Origin of the sequence: Xanthomonas hawaiiensis, from assembly GCF_031834635.1 — a bacterium.
Lineage (GTDB): Bacteria > Pseudomonadota > Gammaproteobacteria > Xanthomonadales > Xanthomonadaceae > Xanthomonas_A > Xanthomonas_A sacchari.
In genome coordinates this window covers 2,702,438-2,718,822 of the sequence record NZ_CP115873.1, presented here as the reverse complement: position 1 = coordinate 2,718,822, position 16,385 = coordinate 2,702,438, and the positions used below count along the sequence as shown (strand labels likewise).

Below are 16,385 nucleotides of genomic sequence, written 5' to 3'. Positions count from 1 at the left end.
CGCTGCCAAGATTGCAGCACCAACGCGGATGTGCAGGCCACGAATCGCGTTCGCGGCGATCAACTGACGTGCAATGGAGATGCAATGGTGAGTCGGCTGGATGCATCACGCCTCGATGCGGGCAATGCGCGCCTTGCGCGGTCCGCCGGTATCGGTCCATGAGCCGCAACGCCGAGGATCTCGGGCGTGCCTTGCAGCTGACGCGCGTCATCAGGCGACTCAAGGAGCAGGTGCCGCCCGGCGAGTTGGGCGCAGAGACGATCGAACACCTCGTGCGTCGTTACGCGCGGGTGCGCCCGCCGGCGTTGGCGCTGGACATGCAGAGCCACTACGACGCCAGTTGGCCGCAAGCATTCGAAGACGAGAAAGGGCGGCTGCTGGAGGCGTTCGCCGGAGAGGATGTGCTGGGTGTCGAGCATATCGGCAGCACATCGATCCCGGACTTGCCGAGCAAGAACATCCTGGACATCGCGATGGCGCGCGGCGCGTCGCTGTCGGCCGAACGGCAGTCCCGGAGACTGTCGGAACTCGGCTATCAGGCATATGGCGAAAGCCCGATCGATGCAGGATTCTCCTGGCATTGGCGCATCGGGCAGGCCGGCGATCGCGCGTTCGTGGTCCATACCTGCGCCGCCGACAATCCCCGATTCACCGACATCCGCAATTTCCGCGATTTCCTGCGTACGTTTCCGCAAGAGCGGCAGCGCTATCTGGAGCTCAAGCAGGCGCTGGCGGCGGTGCCCGGCCAGACCTGGCTGGAATACAGCGTGTTCAAGAAAGTCCTGGTCGTGCGGATCACCGCGCGCGCCAATGCGTGGCGCCAGGGGACCTGACATGCCGGCATCCGTCCTGGAGGCATCCCGGCTTGATCTGCCGACGCGATCCGGTGCGGCGTGAAAGCCTCGCGCAGCCTGATCGCACTGCAGGCCCTGGTTCGGCGCGAAATCGCGCACATGTTCCGCATGTGGGTGCAGACGCTGGTTCCGCCGCTGACGATGATGGTGCTGTACGTCCTGATCTTCGGCAAGTTGATCGGAATCCGGATCGGAACCGTCGACGGCGTCAGCTACCTGCACTTCATCGCGCCGGGCCTGGTGATGATGTGCATCATCACCAACAGCTACGCAAACGCATCGAACGCGTTCTATTTCATCCGCTTCAATCGCGCGATCGAAGAACTGCTGGTATCGCCCATGCACGACTGGACCATCCTGCTGGGCTATGTGGCCGCGGCGGTGGTGCGCGGCCTGCTCGTCGGCGGCCTGGTATTGGTGATCGCATTGCCGATGACCGCGTTGCAGGTCGCGCACCCGTTCATCGTCTTTCTTTCGGCGCTTCTGGCGGCCACGATCTTTTCGCTGGTCGGCGTCATCGTCGCGATCTACGCGAAGAACTTCTACGACACTGCGCATGTGTCGACCTACGTGCTGACGCCGTTGTCCTATCTCGGCGGTGTGTTCTACCCGATCGGCCTGCTGGGCGAGCCCTGGCAGAGCATCGCGCGCATCAATCCGCTGATGCACATGATCAGCGCGTTCCGCTACGGTGTGCTGGGTGCGGATACGGCGGCGAGCGTCGGCACCTCGCTTGTGGTCATGCTGATGTTCATTATAGGCTTGGCCGCTGTCGCGCTGACGTTGCTCGGCAGAGGTGTCGGCGTCAGATCCTGAGCATGGCGATGAAGCATGCGCGGGACGCAGCGGTGACGATCGGCCGCCAGGATCAGGGAGCTCGCGACATGGACATCGGCGATGCCGCGCTTGCGCCAGGCCTGGTGGAAGCGGCACTCGATCAACCGGTATATCGGGACGCCCGATACGAGGTGCGCGTGCGCGACCTGATCGCCGTGTTGGGCCGTGCCGGCAAGCGCGTGTTCGTTGTCGGTGGTGCGCCACGCGACTGGCTCGTGGGCCTGCCCGGCAAGGACATCGACCTGGCGCTGGATTGCGGCGTGGACGAGGCGCTGCGCCTGCTCCGCGACGCCTATCCCGATGCGGATGCCGCCGCCGTGCGCATGCGCAACGACCGGTTCGGCGTGGTGCGCTGGGGCGACCCCGCGTCGGGCGCGGTCGATCTCAACATCCTGCGCAGTTGGCGGGATATCCAGGGCAGCGACATGTGGACGACCACGTTCGTCGCGCGTTCGGATCTGGTCGAAGACGCGCTGATGCGCGATTTCTCGGTCAATGCGTTCTATTACGATTGCGCCGCGCAGATGCTGCTCGATCCTCTGCGCTGCGGCATTCAGGATCTGCGCGAAAAATCCCTCCGGATCATCGCTCACCCCCGGGTGCTGGAGGCGAGCTACCGGATGACCTTCCGCATCGCGCAATTCCTCAGTCGCGGCTATGCGCCGACGCCGAACGTGCTCGAGTATCTGGAACGCCATGCCGATCGCGACATCCAGGGCATGGGGGCGCGCATTCGGCGATGGACGCCTGAGCAGTTGCGCGTGGAGCGCGATCAGCAGGCGGCGTTCAAGGGTGTTCTCTACGCGCATGCCCGCCAAGCTGCCTCCATCGAGACCCTGGACGCCTTCTTCGCCTGAGAGGCCTGCATGCACGCATCCATCGCCACGACGCCGGCACCGTTCCGGCGCGTCTTCCAAGCCGGGGTGCGCGACAGCGACGGCCACCTGCTCGGTGGCACCGAAGTGCTGCATCTGGTGCCGCATCAAGGAAAGCTGTTCTCCCTGTTGTCCTATTCCCACCACCGCTACCTGCCAGGCGACCCGCCGGTCGGCGCCCAGGTCGCCATGCTGGATCGGGCCGACGGCGAATGGCGCCAGGTGCACGCCTATGACCGCGACTACTGGCGGGCAACGCTCAGGTCGGTGGCGTTTACCCAGGACGAACGCGGGCGAACGCTCGATGCGCCCATCTCGCTGCTGCTCGCCGGGCCGTCCAACAACAAGGGCGCCGTGTATATCGATTGCCTCGACGACGACACCGGGACGTGGGCGCGCACGCACCTGGGGAGCGGATCGGGCCTGACTGCCGCGCGCAGCTTCTTCGTCCACCGCGATACGGTGACCGGGCAGGAGCGCGTCTTCGTCGGCACCTTGCCGCTCGGCATCTTCAGCGGCAGCTACGATCCGGACGCGCCAGGCAAGATCCGCTGGGACCGACAGCCCGAGCTAAGCGGCTACCGGCGCCGGCCCATGGCCTTCACCGAATGCGATGGGGTCCTGTACGTCAGCATCAGGCCGCACATCTATCGGCGCATCGACGGCCCTGCACCGCGATGGGAGAGCGTCCACACCATCGCCGAGCCGCTGATCGTCCCGAGTTGCGGATATCGCGGACTCATGGGCGTGCCGCGTGCCTCGGGACCGGGCCAGGTGTTGCTGGCGGCGCTGGAAGGCGACCGTTGCCGCATCGTCCGGATCGATCCGCAGGACGACTTCAGGGAGACTCTTGAACTGGATGTGCTCGAGTTTCTGGGCGAGCATTGGGGGGCGCGTCCCGCCTTCGGCGTGGTCGCCTACGACGATTTCACGCCGGTGCTCGATCCCGCCAGCGGACAGACGTTGCTGCTCGCAGGCGTTGGCGCCAGCGACAGCGCCAGCGACGACGTCCATCCGCCGGACGGCTGGGCCCGCGACGCCTGGTATCTGATCCGCGATCCGGACGGGCAACGGCATACGCTCGCGCGGATCGAATCCGCGGATCTGGCGCCGTCCACGCCGCTGTTTGCCGCACGCAGCTTCGCGGCCTCGCCCTTCGAACCCGGGATGCTGTACGTGGGCGGCTACGATCCCAATGCGCAGCCGTGCCGAGACACCGCATGGGTATTTTCTGCATCGGTCGAGACGGTGCTCGCACCACGAACGCGGTGAGAGTCCGCGCACTGCCGCCCCCGCATCGACGCCATCACTTGTCTACATTTTCGTGCCGCGGATGAAAGGTGCGTTGAATTTCGCAAATTCTTCTGAATATACTCGGGCCACAGCCCTTACAGCATAAGGAAATGCACAATTATTGGTTGTGCATCTGACAGCCGTATGTTTTCGGCCTGCAGCATGTTTCAAGGACGGATATGACCTCGCACCTGCTGGCCTCCTGGACCGCCTCTCCGGACGCGCCCCCTGCGGACGCGTATGCCGATGGAGTGTGCGCCGACGCGGTCCCTTCGCAACGGCTCAACGCTTATCTGGCCTTGCGCGGCTCCACCACCTTCTTTCTGGAGGCGCTCGCCGGATCGCCCGTCGAGGTCCAGGTCCTCGATCAGCATATCGAAGCGCGGGCGAACGAAGGCGAGATCCTGTGCCGCCGTTCCCGCCTTTACGTGCGTGATCCACGCAACATCCTCCTGGTCGCCGAATCGTCGATCCGCCTGTCCTGCGTCGACGCGCAGCAGCGGCAGAAGCTGCTCGACGGCAGCATGGGAATCGGCAAGCTGTTCGATCCGCACGATCGCGGTCTTCTCGAAAAGACCGACCTGGAGACGCTCGCCGTGCCTGCACCTCGCAGTCTGCGCACGGAATCGACCTGGGCGCTATCGCGGCGCTACACGATGAGACTCAACGGCATCGACTGCGTCGAGGTCAGCGAAATCCTCAACAACGAATCGCTGGAGCGCGCACGATGACGCCGGTCGCGCGCACCAGCGCGCCTGCGCACGACTGGCGCGGCATGCTCGCCGCCAGCGGCAGCGTGGTGCACCTGAATGGAGCGCGGGCGACGCTGCAGGACCTGCTGCGCAGCGGGCGCGCGCGCTGGAAGGCCAATCGCGGGTACACGCGGGCGGCGCTGCTGGGCGTCGACGATCTGGAGATGCTGTCGCAACTGCTGGCCGCCATTGTCGATGGGCATTCGCTGCTGCTGTGTGCAGGCAACACGGCGCCACCGCCGCTGTGCGATGTGCAGGTCGGTGCGGCGATCGAAGCTGGCGCTGCGCCGCCGCCGCTGCAGATCGCCCCGCCCCCGGCAGGGCATGCGCAGTGGCCCGCGGGCTTGGCGGTGCTGTCCTCGGGCACGGTGGGGGCGCCCAAGGTGATCTGGCATGCCTACGACGATCTGCTGGCGACCAGCGCCATGGTGCTGCGCCGGTTGCAACTTGGCGCCGACGATCGGGTGTTGATCACCGTTCCCCTGCATCACATGTACGGTCTCGGCGCGGCGCTGCTGCCGGCATTGCTGGCCGGCGCGCAGATCCATCTGCTGCCCAAGGCCAATCTGCTGGGCTTCAACGATGGGCTGCGCGCTGCAAGGCCCACCTGGGTCTTTTCCACGCCGCACCTGTTGCGCATGCTGCTGCAGCGCAGGAACGCCCCGGTCGTCGGCTGTCGCGGCCTGGTGCTTGCCGGCGACGCGACGCCGCCCGTGCTGCACGCGCAGGCGCAACAGGTCTTCAATCGCGTTTTCGACCTCTACGGAAGTTCCGAACTGGGCGTGATCGCGATTTCCGCGCCCAATGCGCCCGGGGCGTTGCGTCTGCTCGATGGCGTGTCCGCCTGCATCGCGGACACCAGCGCCGGACAGGGCAATCTCCTGGTGACCCATCCGCACGCCGCCACGCATCTGGCCCATCAAGGCGAACTGATGGCGTTTCCCACTGTCTGGGATACGCGCGACATCGCGGCCTTCGATGACAGCGGCGGCTTCTGCATTCGCGGCCGCGCCGATCTCAGCCTGAACCGCGCGGGCAAGCTGCTGATCCTGGCCGATCTGGAGAGCACGATGATGGCGTGGCCCGACGTGGCGCAGGCCGTGGCGATCGTGCTCGACGAAGACACCACGGCGGGCAAGGCGATCGCGGCCGTGGTCAAGCCTGCCAACCCCACGCTGACCGTCGACGTCCTCAAGCAGCATGCGTCGATCACGCTGCCGGCCTTCGCCAGGCCGGATCACTACACGCTCGTCTCGGATCTGCCGTGTCTGGGCAGCGGAAAGCCCGACCGCAAGACCATCATCAAGGACTACTGCCATGGATAAGCCTCAGATCGTCGATACCTTGAAGCGGCTGATCGCCGAGGACCTGGATCTCAACGTGCGCTACGACCAGATCCCGGATGGGGCGTCGTTCCTGGACGACGGGCTTGCGCTGGATTCGATCAGCATGGCGGAGTTCATCAACCATCTGGAGCGCCGCTTCCCGATCCGCATCCTGGACGAAGATCTGGAGTCGGACACGTTCAGGTCGCTGGACAGCGTGGCCTCGCTCGTGCTCATGCGCCTGCCGGCGCGCACGGCCGAGGCGGCGCAATGACCGACCTCACGATCGCGCTGGTCGACGACACGCGTGGTCCGCCGCCGCCGCCGCCGGACTATCGCAACGAACTGCCCAACCGCGACGGCTTCGTGGTGGCGTGGCCTCCCCAGCGTTACTGGAAGTCGGCCGGCGACGCCGATCTCCTGGCCGAACAGCCGCTGCATCTGTACTTCCATATCCCGTTCTGCCTGCAGCGCTGTCGTTACTGCTTTTTCAAGATCGAGATCCTGTCCGACTCCTCGCACGCGGTACGCGAGCGCTATGTCGATGCGCTGTGCCGCGAGATCGAACTGGTCGCCGATGCGCACAGGTTGCGCGGACGCACGGTGAAGTCGATCTACTTCGGCGGCGGCACGCCGAGCGTGATCCAGCCCGAGCAACTGCGTCGCATCAAGCGCAAGATCGAGGAGTGCTTCGTGCTCGATGCGCCGGAGTTCGTCTTCGAGATCGAGCCGATCACGTTGAACAACCGCATGATCGATGGGTTGGCTGACCTGGGCGTCAACCGGATCAGTTTCGGCATCCAGTCCTTCGACGACCGCGTGGTCGCCCTGACCGGTCGGCACGATACCGACGAGAAGAACTCGCGGGCGATCGAGCGCGCCCTGAAGACCGGTGCCGTGGTCAATGTGGACCTGCTGTCCGGGCTCGAAGGCGAGGTGATGGGCAGCTGGCAGCATTCGATCAACCGCGCCATCTCCCTCGGCGTGCATGCGGTCACCGTCTACAAGATGGAGTTGTACTCCAACGCGCACTACATGAACGACGTCCGTCAGGGCACGCTCACGCTGCCCGGTCCGGACCAGGAAATGGCGTTTGCGCGCTGGGGTCTTTCGCGGCTGCGCGAGGCGGGCTATCTGCCGTCGACCTATTTCACCTTCACCCGCGAAGGGAAGTATCCGCAACGGCACATCATCAGCCGCTGGCGGGGCGAGGACCTGTATGGCTTCGGCGCATCGGCGTTCGGCACCGTCGGCGGACGCAGCCGGCAGAATGTCACCGAGATCGATGCCTATCTGGACCGCGTCGAGCGCGGTGCGATCCCGACGCAGCGGGTGCTGGAGATCAGCAGCGCCGACCAGATGCTGCGCGATCTGGTGATGGGGCTGAAGACGACCGCGATCGATCTCGGCGCCTATCGCGACAGGCACGGCGTGCAACTGGACGCGACGCTCGCCGAGGACCTTGCGCACCTCCAGCACCAGGGCCTGGTCACGCTCGAGGACGAGCGGCTGCGCCTGACCGACGAAGGCATCCTCTACGGCGACTATTGCGGCCGTTATCTGGGCGCGGGACTGCGCCGCAAGCTCACCGGGAAGGCCGGGCCGCTGAGAGCCTGACCACGATGCTGATCACGCCGGATTTCGTTTTCATCCATATGCCCAAGACGGGCGGAACGTTCATCACCGAGATGCTGCGACGGGCGTACGGCCCGCGGGCCGTCGAAACCGGGCGCAAGCACGGCACCTGCGACGAGATCCCGGACGCGGACCGGGGCAAGCCGATCCTCTCGGTCATGCGCTCGCCGTTCGACCGCTACGTCTCGCAGTACCACTATGGCTGGTGGAAGACGCACCCGCAGGAGTACTGCGATCCTGCGCGGATCCAGCAGGAGTTCCCGGCGTATCCCCAGGTCGGTTTCGGGGAGTTCGTCGCGATCGCCAATCGTTTCTTCGTCAATGTGCATCGCGGCATGCCCAGCGGCTACGACACGCCGAAGCTGCCGGCCGAACGTGCGATCGGATGGCATACCGAGCAATTCATTCGCTTCTTTTGCCGGGACCCGAAGCGCGTGTTCGCCGGCATCGTCGACCAGGACCTCGACAGGGGCCATCTGCAGGCGCATGAGTATCCGGTCGAGTTCCTGCGCACCGAGACGCTCAACGACGACCTCGCCGATTACCTCGAACGGCTGGGCGCGGATGCGGCGCTGTCCAGGCGCGTCCGACAGCACGACCGGATCATGCCGGATCAGGCCCACGAAGCGCGGGCGCGCCCGCACGCACGCGACTACTTCGACGATCGGTTGCGCGATTTCGTCGCGCGCAAGGAGGCGTTCCTGTTCAATCGCTTTCCGGAATACCGGGCGGGTGTGCAATGACGCAGACGCACGGCGGCGATCGGGTCGCCCTCATCAGCGGCGGCAATCGCGGGATCGGGCTGGCGACGTGCGAAGGACTCGCCGAGCGTGGCATGCAGGTGTACATGGGCTGCCGGAATCTGGCCGATGGCATGGCGGTGGTCGCGCGTCGCCAGCTGAGCGGGGTGACGCCGATCCAGCTGGACGTCTGTTCCGAAGCATCGATGGCGGCGGTGGTCGACGTCATCGCGCGAGCCCACGGGCATGTCGACGTGCTCGTGAACAATGCCGGCGTCTCCGTCGGCGTGCGCGACACGCCCAGTACGGAAGCCGAGGCGCAGGCGCGGGCGACGTTCGACGTCAACTTCTTCGGCCCGTGGCGGCTGATCCAGCTGGTCCTGCCCCTGATGCAGTCGCGGCCGCAGGCGCAGATCATCAATGTCTCCAGCGGACATGGCAGTTCGACCAAGATCGAAGGCAACAACCTGGCGTACCGCAGCTCGAAGTCGGCATTGAATGTGCTGACCCAGGCGCTGGCCATGGAGCTCGCCGACAGCGGCATCCGCGTCAATTGCATGACCCCGGGGTGGGTCAGGACCAAGCTCGGCGGCATCGCCGCGCCGCGCTCGCCGGAGCAGGGGGCCGAGACCATCCTGTGGCTGGCCGATGGCGGCGGCGAGACCGGCAAGTTCTACAAGGACAAGGCGGTTTTCCCGTGGTGAAGGCGCCCAACCTGTTCGTCATCGGCGCGCCGAGGTGCGGGACCACGTCGTTGTTCGCCGCGCTCAAGCAGCATCCGGACGTCTACGCGACCGTGCTGAAGGAGCCGCACTTCTACGCCGCGGACCTGCCCGCACAGCCGCACACCGTCTCCGATCCCGCGGACTACCTGCGGCTGTTCGCTGCTGCGGGCGATCAGCGCTATCGCGCCGAAGCGTCGGTCTGGTATTTCTACAGCCAGGAGGCGCCGGCACGGATCGCCAGGGCGCATCCCGACGCGCGGATCGTGCTGCTGCTGCGAAGCCCGGCCGACATGCTGCTCAGCCTGTATGCGCTGTATCTGCGGACGGGCAACGAAGCCGACACGGATCCCGAGGCGGCCGTGTTCCGCACGAGCGAGGCGCGTTTCGCGAACACGTACTTCCCGTTCGGGCTGCACTACCTCAACTTGCTGGACGTCACCGCGCCGCTGTCGCGTTGGCGCAGCTTCTTTCCCAAGGAGCGGTTGCGGGTGCTGACCTACGAGGACCTGTACGCGTCGCCGCAGGCGGGGTTTCGCGATCTTTGCGGCTGGCTGGGCATCGACCGGGAAGCGCCGGTGAGCTTCGACGCCCGGCAGGCACGCGAGGCGGTGCGTTGCATGGCAACCAAGCAACTGCGGGACCTGCCCGATCATCTCCGCCGGAAGCTGAATCCCGCTGCCTCCCGCTTGCACGCCGGCAAGGCGGACGTTGCGATCCCCGCTGCGCTGCGCACACGTCTGCGCCACCACGCGCAGCAACGCAACGCCGGCTTCGCGCTGGCAGCGGACAGGCCATGGCCTGACGCGTGGCGAGCTGCCTGACTGGCCGCTGCGAACATGATCGCCAACATGGCGGGTCAGGGCAGGGGAGCATGTCCTCGGGTGGACGCCTGAGCGGACCTCGGGTGCGCAGGCGACCAGGTGACGCGTGGGCCGGACCGCGGCTCGAGTGATCGCCTGCGTCCGCCCACCCGTTCGGGGCGGCTGTGCACGACGTCGCTGGCCCGCTGGCTGTGCGTTGGACTGTCCGGTCGCGGTCACCGTCGTTCCGTGATGAGTGGCTACAATGGCGGTTTGGCTTGCCCCCGGGATTGACCATGTTGCTGCGTGCCGTCGTGCTCACCTGCCTGTTGACCGCCGCACTTCCCGTGCTGGCGCAGCCGGCGACGATCAGCGGCAGCGTCTACCAGGAGCGCGATGGCCATGCTGGCCGTGGCGATGGCGAGCCAGGGATCGCCGGCGTGCAGGTCTCCGACGGCGTGCACATCGTGCGCACCGATGCGCAGGGGCGCTATTCCCTGCAAGTGGAGCCGGGACGCACGGTCTTCGTGATCAAGCCCGATGGCTACACCTTCGCCAGCGCAGGCAACGGTCTGCCTGCCTATTGGCGCCACTACGCGCCGGCAGGCTCGCCCAAGCTCAAGTACCCAGGGATCGCGCCGACGACCGGCGCCACCGAACACTGGGATTTCGCCCTGCGCGCGCAGCCCAAGGCCGACAGCACCGAGGTGCTGGTGTTCGCCGACAGCCAGACCGCCTCGATGACCGACGTCGGCTACTACGCCCGTGCGATCGTCGCCCCGCTGGTCGGCAAGACCCAGGCGCGTCTGGGCACCACGCTGGGCGACCTGGTCAGCGACGACTTGTCGCTGTTTCCCGCGCTGAACGCCGAAACCGTCAAGCTGGGCGTGCCGTGGTTCCACGTGCCCGGCAACCACGACCTGAATTTCGACGCGGCCGACGACCTGGAATCGTTGGCCAGCTGGCGCGCGATCTACGGCCCGGACACCTACGCGGCGGAGGATGGGGGCGCCAGCTTCGTGTTCCTCGACGACGTGATCTATCAGCCGCAGCGGCAGCCCGATTACATCGGCGGCCTGCGCGAGGATCAGTTCGCGTTCCTGCAGACCTACCTGGCGAGCGTTCCCAAGGATCGGCTGCTGGTGCTGGGAATGCATATCCACCTGTTCGACGCGGTCCCCGGCAAGGAGTCCTTCCGCCATGCCGACCGTGCGCGGCTGTTCGCGCTGCTGAAGGACTTCCCGCACGTGCTGGTGCTCACCGCGCACAGCCACACCCAGCGGCACATGTACTACACCGCCGCCGACGGCTGGCAGGGCGCGAGCCCGTTGCACGAGTACAACGTCGGCGCCGCCTGTGGCGCCTATTGGTCCGGCGTCAAGGGCGCCGACGGCGTGCCGGTGACGACGATGTCCGACGGCACGCCCAATGGCTATGCCGTGCTGACCGTGAAGCGCGGCGGCGACTATGCGCTCGCCTATCACGCCGCGCGCGCCGCCGGCGATCCGCAGCTGCAGTTGCATGCGCCCAAGGTGCTGCGCCGCGGTGCCTACCCGGCCTGGGGCGTGTACGCGAACGTGTTCATGGGCGAGGACGACACGCGTGTGGAGTACAGTCTCGATGGCGGCCCCTGGAAGCCGATGCGGCACGTCCGGCAGCCGGATCCGGACCTGCTCGCGGAGAACGCGCGCGACGATGCCGCCGACGCGTTGCGTGGTTACGACCGTTCGCCGGAAGCCACGCCGTCGGAACACCTGTGGCGCGGCGTCCTGCCCACCGACCTGAGCGTCGGCGCACACCGGATCGAGGTCCGCGCCTTCGATCGCTGGCGTGGCGAGCAGCGCGCCAGCACCAGCTACCGGTTGCAGGACGCGTCGCCCTGAACGCGTCGCGCTTGCGATGCTGGAGTCGCGTCCTGGCGTCGCGTCTTGGTGACGCCAGCTCGGTCGCGATCTAGGTTCCTTCCGCTGTCCTGGGCTGGGACGGCGCGCCGGACCGGACAAACGCCGGCCCATTCGCCAATGCAAGCGCCGACCGACTCATCTGCTTCATCGCCAACGACAACAGCCGGTTCCACTTCGCCCAGCGTCCGCGTGTGCTCGGCCCGATCGCCGCACCAACGTTCATTTGCAAGTTACGCGAAGGACATTCCTTGCATCGATTGAATAGCTGCATTGCTCCACACGGTTCGCCAGCTTTACATCATGCGTTTGCTTGTCCGCGTATCTGCAGCGCATGGTGACGAATCGGCCCTCATCGTAGATGTAGCCGAGAACCCAATGGCCGTATCGTTCCTTTGCCACGTCGGGTTCAAGCGTTGCGAGATCCTGTGGTTCTCCATCGAATGCATCGATGGAGCGAAGTGGCTGATTCTGTCGAATGGGGCAGACTGAAGGTGCGGCGAGCGCACTACTCCAGCCAACCAGGCAAAGGAGAAGCGCGGCAATTTGCTTGCTCAATGACATAGAAGTTGCTTCCATCTGTGCCGCTTTGGCCGGGCCTTCGCCTGTGTAGCCTTGATCGAAGAAAGTCGGCTTCACCGTCTCGGCGCAGGGCTGCCCTTGCTTGCCCTGCGGCATCGCAAGACCGAACGCAAATCGCTGACCAAGTAGGACGCGGCGAAGGCCCATTGTTCGTCGGATACGTCAGTTGGATAGAGAGGTGGTCGCTTCATTCGCCCACGATCGCCGCATGAACTCACGTTCATAACACGCTCCAGACTCGGTCATCGCTCAGAACAGCCAGATCATCGACCTGCCGAGTCGGGTATGGACCGCCGCTGCGGCGCGGCCCGGCGTACTGCCGGTGTGGCATCGGCATGAAACAAAAAAACCTCCATGAAGGAGGCCGATGGAACGAGAGGACCCTGGCTGGCGAGCGAAGGCTGGCGGGCGGATCGGTGCGCAGCTGGCTGGCGAAAGGCTGGCGGGCTTGCTGCGGGGCGCAGTGTAGCCGCCGCATGCGATCGGCGATCGAACGCGAATCACTCTCATCCATGGGTTCGCTGCGGACGCCTGCTCCAGGCCCCAGGCGGGCACCGAGCGTTGCAGCCGCCACCGGCGAGCCGTACGTGCGCTGCTCGACGGAGCAGGGCGGCTCACTGCGTGGGAGTGGCCGTCGATGGCGGTGGCGCCTGTTTTGCGGGCGTCCGGGGAGCAGTGGCTTGCGTGGTCCCGGGCGCGTGGTCCGGTTCGCCATCGGCCGCATTCGCTGCGTCGTCCGCATCGGGTTCCGGATACGGATAGGCCGGTGCTGCCGCATTCGGCAGCTGCGCGCGCCAGTGCTGCAGCCATGTGCCGATGCGCGCACCCACATACAGCTGCGGATACGACGGCGCTTCGCCTTCGGCCTGTTCGCGTGCGCTGATCTCGGCGCTGGCCAGGCGGTAACTTTCGACCATGTCGGTGGTGCGGGCCAGTGCGTCGATCAGCCAGGCACGCCCGAAATAGGTGGCGCTGGCGGTGTTGCCGCAGCCGAACGAGGGCCGGTCGCGGCGCGCGGCGGTGATCACCAGGGTGTCGGCGGTCTTCAGCGCCGGCACGAAGCCGCCGGAGTAGCAGGCCGAAATCACGATGATGCGGTTGCGGATGCCGGCGTCGTCGAGCAGGCGGCGCAGTTCCTGCGGGGTGATGGTGTCGTACTCGGCATCCTCGCCTGGGCCGAACTGCAGGTACAGCTCGTGCTGGTCGGTGCCGTGGCTGGTCAGGAACAGCAGCAGCGCATCCTCGCGCGGGTCCATCAGCTTGCCGATGCGGTCCAGCGTGTCGGCCAGGTTGTCGTAGGACGCCTGCGGCGCGTAGGCGTGCGCGCCGAGGTTGTCGCCGTGGTTGATCAGGGTGGCGATGCGGCCAGCGGCGCCGAAGCGCTGCGTGAACATCTGCCGCAGGTACAGCACTTCGTTGCGGAACACGTCCTCGCTGGCGTCGCCGGCGAAGCCGACCACGTACAGGTCGGGGAGACCCGGCCGCTGCGCCTGCAGCGCTCCCAGCGCCTGACGCAGTTGTGCCTGGTCGACCGGGTCCTGCGCGGCCTCGTCCTGTGCCGCCTCGTCCTGCGCGGTGTCGGCCGCGCCTGCCGGCATGGCGCCGGCATCGGAATGGCAGGCGGGCAGGGCCAGCGCCAGCAGCGCGGCCGGCAGCAAGCGGCGTCGCAGCAAGGCGAGCGGGCGCTGCAACGCCGCCAGGACGGCCTTCAAGGCAGCGGCAGGCCTGCGCATGCGTCTTCTCAGAAGCCCAGGTCGGCGAAGCTCTCCGCCCGGCGGTGGCCGTTGCAGGCCTCGCCCTGGCGCGGTTGCGGGTAATCGTCGCGGCGGTCGATCAGCACCGTGTCCAGGCCGGCGGCGCGGGCCGCATCCAGTTCGGCGACCACATCGGACAGGAACACGATCTGCGCCGGCGCCACCCCGATCGCCTCGGCGATGCGCGCATAGCTGGGCTGCTCGCGCTTGCCGCCGATCTCGGTATCGAACCAGCCGGAGAACAGCGCGCGCAGGTCGCCGGCGTCGCTGTGGCCGAAGAACAGTTTCTGCGCCGGTACCGAGCCGGACGAGTACACGTACAGCGCGCGGCCGTCGGCATGCCAGCGGCGCAGCGCCGGTGCGGCATCGGGATAGATGTGCGCGGTGAAGTCGGCATCGCGATAGCCGGCCTCCCAGATCATCCCCTGCAGCGCCTTCAGCGCGGTGTGCTTGCGGTCCTGGTCGATCCAGCCTTGCAGGGTCTCCACGATCACCGCATCGGTGCAGATGCCGCCGCATTCGCTGGCGACCGCGTCCAGCCACTGCCGCACCTGCGGCTGCTGGCCGTGCTCGCGCACGAAGCCGGGCAGGGCGCGGCGCGCGTAGGGGAACAGCACATCCCTGACGAAGGAGATGCTGCTGGTGGTGCCTTCGATGTCGGTGAGAACGACGCGCGGATCGATCATCGCTCAGTGCGCCTCGCCGCGCAGCTTCGCCTCGTAGCGCGGGAAGCGCTGGGCGATGTCGGTGCCGGTGAAGTGGCCGACCCAGCCGTCCGGCTCGGTGAAGAAGCGGATCGCGACGAAGCGCGGCTCCGGGCCCATGTCGAACCAATGGTGGGTGCCGTCGGGCACGGCGATCAGGTCGTTCTGCACGCATTCGATCTCGTAGACCTTGCCGTCCACGTGCAGGGTGAACAGGCCGGAGCCGGCGACGAAGAAGCGCACTTCGTCTTCCTTGTGGAAGTGCTCGTCGAGGAACTTCTTGCGCATCTCCTCGCGCTGCGGGTTGTCGGGGGCGATGCTGACCACGTCCACGGTCTTGAAGCCGTTGGCGGCGACCAGGCGGTCGATGTCGGCTTTGTAGGCGGCCATGACCGCCTCCGGCGTGGCGCCGGCCTCGATCGGCTGGTTGGCCTGCCAGCGCTCGAAGGTGACGCCGATCTTGCGCAGTTCGGCGGCGATCGCGTCGCCATCGCGGCTGTCGAACAGCGGCGCGTCGGGAGTGGTGTCGGCGAAGATACGGAGTCGGCTCATGGCGGCGGGCGAAAGCGGCAGGGGGGACGAAAAGGGTAGCAGGTGCGCGGCCGGCGGCCGTTGCGGCGCTGGAACGCTGTCGCGCCGCGGCAGCTCAGCCGGCGGCGCGCAGCTTGCGCAGCTCCAGCTCGCAGTGCAGCAGGAACTCGAAGGCCTCCAGGTGGCGGCGCGCCTCGGCCATGTCGCGACCCCAGGCGTACAGGCCGTGGCCGTCGATCAGGTAGCCCCACAGCGGCGTGCGGTCGAGCAGGGCGTCGACCTGCGCCGCCAGCACCGTCATGTCCTGGGTGTTGGCGAACACCGGCAGGTCCACCGCGGTCTCGTGGGTCTGGTTGCCGTGCAGCGCCTTCAGCAGTTCGTAGCCTTCCAGGCGGATATGGCCCTGCGGCGCGTACAGGCGCGAAGCGATGGTCTGCACCGGCGAATGCGTGTGCAGGATGCAGCCGACCTCGGGGAAGCGGCGGTACAACTGGGTGTGCAGCAGGGTCTCGGCGGACGGGCGCAGCGGGCGGCCGACGGCCTGACCGTCGAAGTCCACCACCATGATGTCGTCCTCCACCAGCCGGCCCTTGTCGCGGCCGGAGACGGTGATCGCCGCATGGCGATCGTCCAGCCGGTGCGAGAAGTTGCTGCTGGTGGCCGGGGTCCAGCCGGCCTGCGAGAGCTCGCGAATGTTGTCGATCAGCAGGTGCGCCAGCGTGCGCAGGCGCTCGGAATCGTAGGGCAGTGCGTTCATGCGCGTAGTGTAGGGCTTGGGGGTTGGATTGGGATGACAGGTGGCTGGACCCAGCCGCATCTGCTCATGCCGTAGCCTCACGCCCACCTGTCTCCAGATGGGTGACGAGCGGTCGGACCCTCACCCCAACCCCTCTCCCGGAGGGAGAGGGGCTTGAGCTTGTTCCTTCTCCCGTTGGGAGAAGGTGCCCCGCAGGGGCGGATGAGAGTCCGGGCGAAGCCTCGTGTTGCCAGACGGGTGCAGCGCTTCGCTGCTCAGTACCTCACCCCAACCCCTCTCCCGGAGGAAGAGGGGCTTGAGCTTGTCCCTTCTCCCGTTGG

At 66.7% G+C, this 16,385-nt stretch carries 17 protein-coding genes; 12 read left to right on the top strand and 5 right to left on the bottom strand.

The window, feature by feature from the left end:
* Positions 1-158: 158 nt before the first annotated feature.
* The 12 genes from PG878_RS11635 (at position 159) to PG878_RS11580 (ending at position 11,719) form a co-directional block, all read left to right on the top strand.
* Positions 159-833, top strand: coding sequence for a GrpB family protein (locus PG878_RS11635; RefSeq protein ID WP_209029144.1), 675 nt, complete (start codon positions 159-161; stop codon positions 831-833).
* Between the two features lie 60 nt (positions 834-893).
* Positions 894-1,670, top strand: coding sequence for an ABC transporter permease (locus tag PG878_RS11630; RefSeq protein WP_209029145.1), 777 nt, complete (start codon positions 894-896; stop codon positions 1,668-1,670).
* A 2-nt stretch (positions 1,671-1,672) separates the two neighbouring features.
* On the top strand, positions 1,673-2,548 hold the full coding sequence (locus tag PG878_RS11625; RefSeq protein ID WP_244672385.1) for a nucleotidyltransferase family protein: 876 nt from the start codon (positions 1,673-1,675) through the stop codon (positions 2,546-2,548).
* Between the two features lie 9 nt (positions 2,549-2,557).
* Entirely contained in the window at positions 2,558-3,838 is a 1,281-nt protein-coding gene (locus PG878_RS11620; RefSeq protein WP_209029146.1) for a hypothetical protein, read from the top strand.
* Positions 3,839-4,038: 200 nt separating this feature from the next.
* Entirely contained in the window at positions 4,039-4,590 is a 552-nt protein-coding gene (locus PG878_RS11615; protein WP_209029147.1) for a hypothetical protein, read from the top strand.
* A complete protein-coding gene (locus tag PG878_RS11610) occupies positions 4,587-5,936 on the top strand; it encodes an AMP-binding protein (protein WP_209029148.1) in 1,350 nt (449 codons plus the stop codon). Before PG878_RS11615 ends, PG878_RS11610 begins: the two co-directional genes overlap by 4 nt.
* Positions 5,929-6,210 (top strand): acyl carrier protein, encoded by a 282-nt coding sequence (locus tag PG878_RS11605; protein WP_209029149.1) that lies wholly within the window; start codon positions 5,929-5,931, stop codon positions 6,208-6,210. Before PG878_RS11610 ends, PG878_RS11605 begins: the two co-directional genes overlap by 8 nt.
* Complete coding sequence (locus PG878_RS11600) at positions 6,207-7,553, top strand: coproporphyrinogen-III oxidase family protein (RefSeq protein ID WP_209029150.1); 1,347 nt, start codon at positions 6,207-6,209, stop codon at positions 7,551-7,553. The genes PG878_RS11605 and PG878_RS11600 overlap by 4 nt, the downstream gene beginning before the upstream one ends.
* A 5-nt stretch (positions 7,554-7,558) precedes the next feature.
* Positions 7,559-8,314 (top strand): hypothetical protein, encoded by a 756-nt coding sequence (locus PG878_RS11595; RefSeq protein WP_209029151.1) that lies wholly within the window; start codon positions 7,559-7,561, stop codon positions 8,312-8,314.
* Positions 8,311-9,015 (top strand): SDR family NAD(P)-dependent oxidoreductase, encoded by a 705-nt coding sequence (locus PG878_RS11590; protein WP_209029152.1) that lies wholly within the window; start codon positions 8,311-8,313, stop codon positions 9,013-9,015. The genes PG878_RS11595 and PG878_RS11590 overlap by 4 nt, the downstream gene beginning before the upstream one ends.
* A complete protein-coding gene (locus tag PG878_RS11585) occupies positions 9,012-9,857 on the top strand; it encodes a sulfotransferase family protein (protein ID WP_311185949.1) in 846 nt (281 codons plus the stop codon). The genes PG878_RS11590 and PG878_RS11585 overlap by 4 nt, the downstream gene beginning before the upstream one ends.
* A gap of 275 nt (positions 9,858-10,132) precedes the next feature.
* Positions 10,133-11,719, top strand: coding sequence for a calcineurin-like phosphoesterase C-terminal domain-containing protein (locus tag PG878_RS11580; RefSeq protein ID WP_209029154.1), 1,587 nt, complete (start codon positions 10,133-10,135; stop codon positions 11,717-11,719).
* 240 nt (positions 11,720-11,959) lie between these two features.
* Here the strand turns inward: PG878_RS11580 and PG878_RS11575 are convergent, their stop codons facing one another.
* From PG878_RS11575 to PG878_RS11555, 5 genes are all read right to left on the bottom strand, one after another.
* A complete protein-coding gene (locus tag PG878_RS11575; RefSeq protein ID WP_244672386.1) occupies positions 11,960-12,415 on the bottom strand; it encodes an STY0301 family protein in 456 nt (151 codons plus the stop codon).
* A gap of 518 nt (positions 12,416-12,933) precedes the next feature.
* A complete protein-coding gene (locus PG878_RS11570) occupies positions 12,934-14,052 on the bottom strand; it encodes a C13 family peptidase (RefSeq protein ID WP_209029155.1) in 1,119 nt (372 codons plus the stop codon).
* Between the two features lie 8 nt (positions 14,053-14,060).
* Complete coding sequence (gene mtnC / locus PG878_RS11565) at positions 14,061-14,759, bottom strand: acireductone synthase (RefSeq protein WP_209029156.1); 699 nt, start codon at positions 14,757-14,759, stop codon at positions 14,061-14,063.
* A 3-nt stretch (positions 14,760-14,762) separates the two neighbouring features.
* Positions 14,763-15,329, bottom strand: a complete 567-nt coding sequence (locus PG878_RS11560) for a 1,2-dihydroxy-3-keto-5-methylthiopentene dioxygenase (protein WP_209029157.1) — start codon at positions 15,327-15,329, stop codon at positions 14,763-14,765.
* A 94-nt stretch (positions 15,330-15,423) separates the two neighbouring features.
* Positions 15,424-16,065 carry a methylthioribulose 1-phosphate dehydratase gene (locus PG878_RS11555; RefSeq protein WP_017912143.1) on the bottom strand — a complete coding sequence of 214 codons (642 nt, stop codon included), beginning with the start codon at positions 16,063-16,065 and terminating at the stop codon, positions 15,424-15,426.
* Positions 16,066-16,385: the final 320 nt, after the last annotated feature.

Coding starts and splice junctions, on each gene's coding strand:
- PG878_RS11610 (WP_209029148.1), top strand. CDS start 4,587: ATGACGCCGGTCGCGCGCACCAGCGCGCCTGCGCACGACTGGCGCGGC.
- PG878_RS11615 (WP_209029147.1), top strand. CDS start 4,039: ATGACCTCGCACCTGCTGGCCTCCTGGACCGCCTCTCCGGACGCGCCC.
- PG878_RS11600 (WP_209029150.1), top strand. CDS start 6,207: ATGACCGACCTCACGATCGCGCTGGTCGACGACACGCGTGGTCCGCCG.
- PG878_RS11625 (WP_244672385.1), top strand. CDS start 1,673: ATGGCGATGAAGCATGCGCGGGACGCAGCGGTGACGATCGGCCGCCAG.
- PG878_RS11555 (WP_017912143.1), bottom strand. CDS start 16,065: ATGAACGCACTGCCCTACGATTCCGAGCGCCTGCGCACGCTGGCGCAC.
- PG878_RS11560 (WP_209029157.1), bottom strand. CDS start 15,329: ATGAGCCGACTCCGTATCTTCGCCGACACCACTCCCGACGCGCCGCTG.
- PG878_RS11605 (WP_209029149.1), top strand. CDS start 5,929: ATGGATAAGCCTCAGATCGTCGATACCTTGAAGCGGCTGATCGCCGAG.
- PG878_RS11595 (WP_209029151.1), top strand. CDS start 7,559: ATGCTGATCACGCCGGATTTCGTTTTCATCCATATGCCCAAGACGGGC.
- PG878_RS11590 (WP_209029152.1), top strand. CDS start 8,311: ATGACGCAGACGCACGGCGGCGATCGGGTCGCCCTCATCAGCGGCGGC.
- PG878_RS11620 (WP_209029146.1), top strand. CDS start 2,558: ATGCACGCATCCATCGCCACGACGCCGGCACCGTTCCGGCGCGTCTTC.
- PG878_RS11570 (WP_209029155.1), bottom strand. CDS start 14,052: ATGCGCAGGCCTGCCGCTGCCTTGAAGGCCGTCCTGGCGGCGTTGCAG.
- mtnC (WP_209029156.1), bottom strand. CDS start 14,759: ATGATCGATCCGCGCGTCGTTCTCACCGACATCGAAGGCACCACCAGC.
- PG878_RS11580 (WP_209029154.1), top strand. CDS start 10,133: ATGTTGCTGCGTGCCGTCGTGCTCACCTGCCTGTTGACCGCCGCACTT.
- PG878_RS11575 (WP_244672386.1), bottom strand. CDS start 12,415: ATGCCGCAGGGCAAGCAAGGGCAGCCCTGCGCCGAGACGGTGAAGCCG.
- PG878_RS11635 (WP_209029144.1), top strand. CDS start 159: ATGAGCCGCAACGCCGAGGATCTCGGGCGTGCCTTGCAGCTGACGCGC.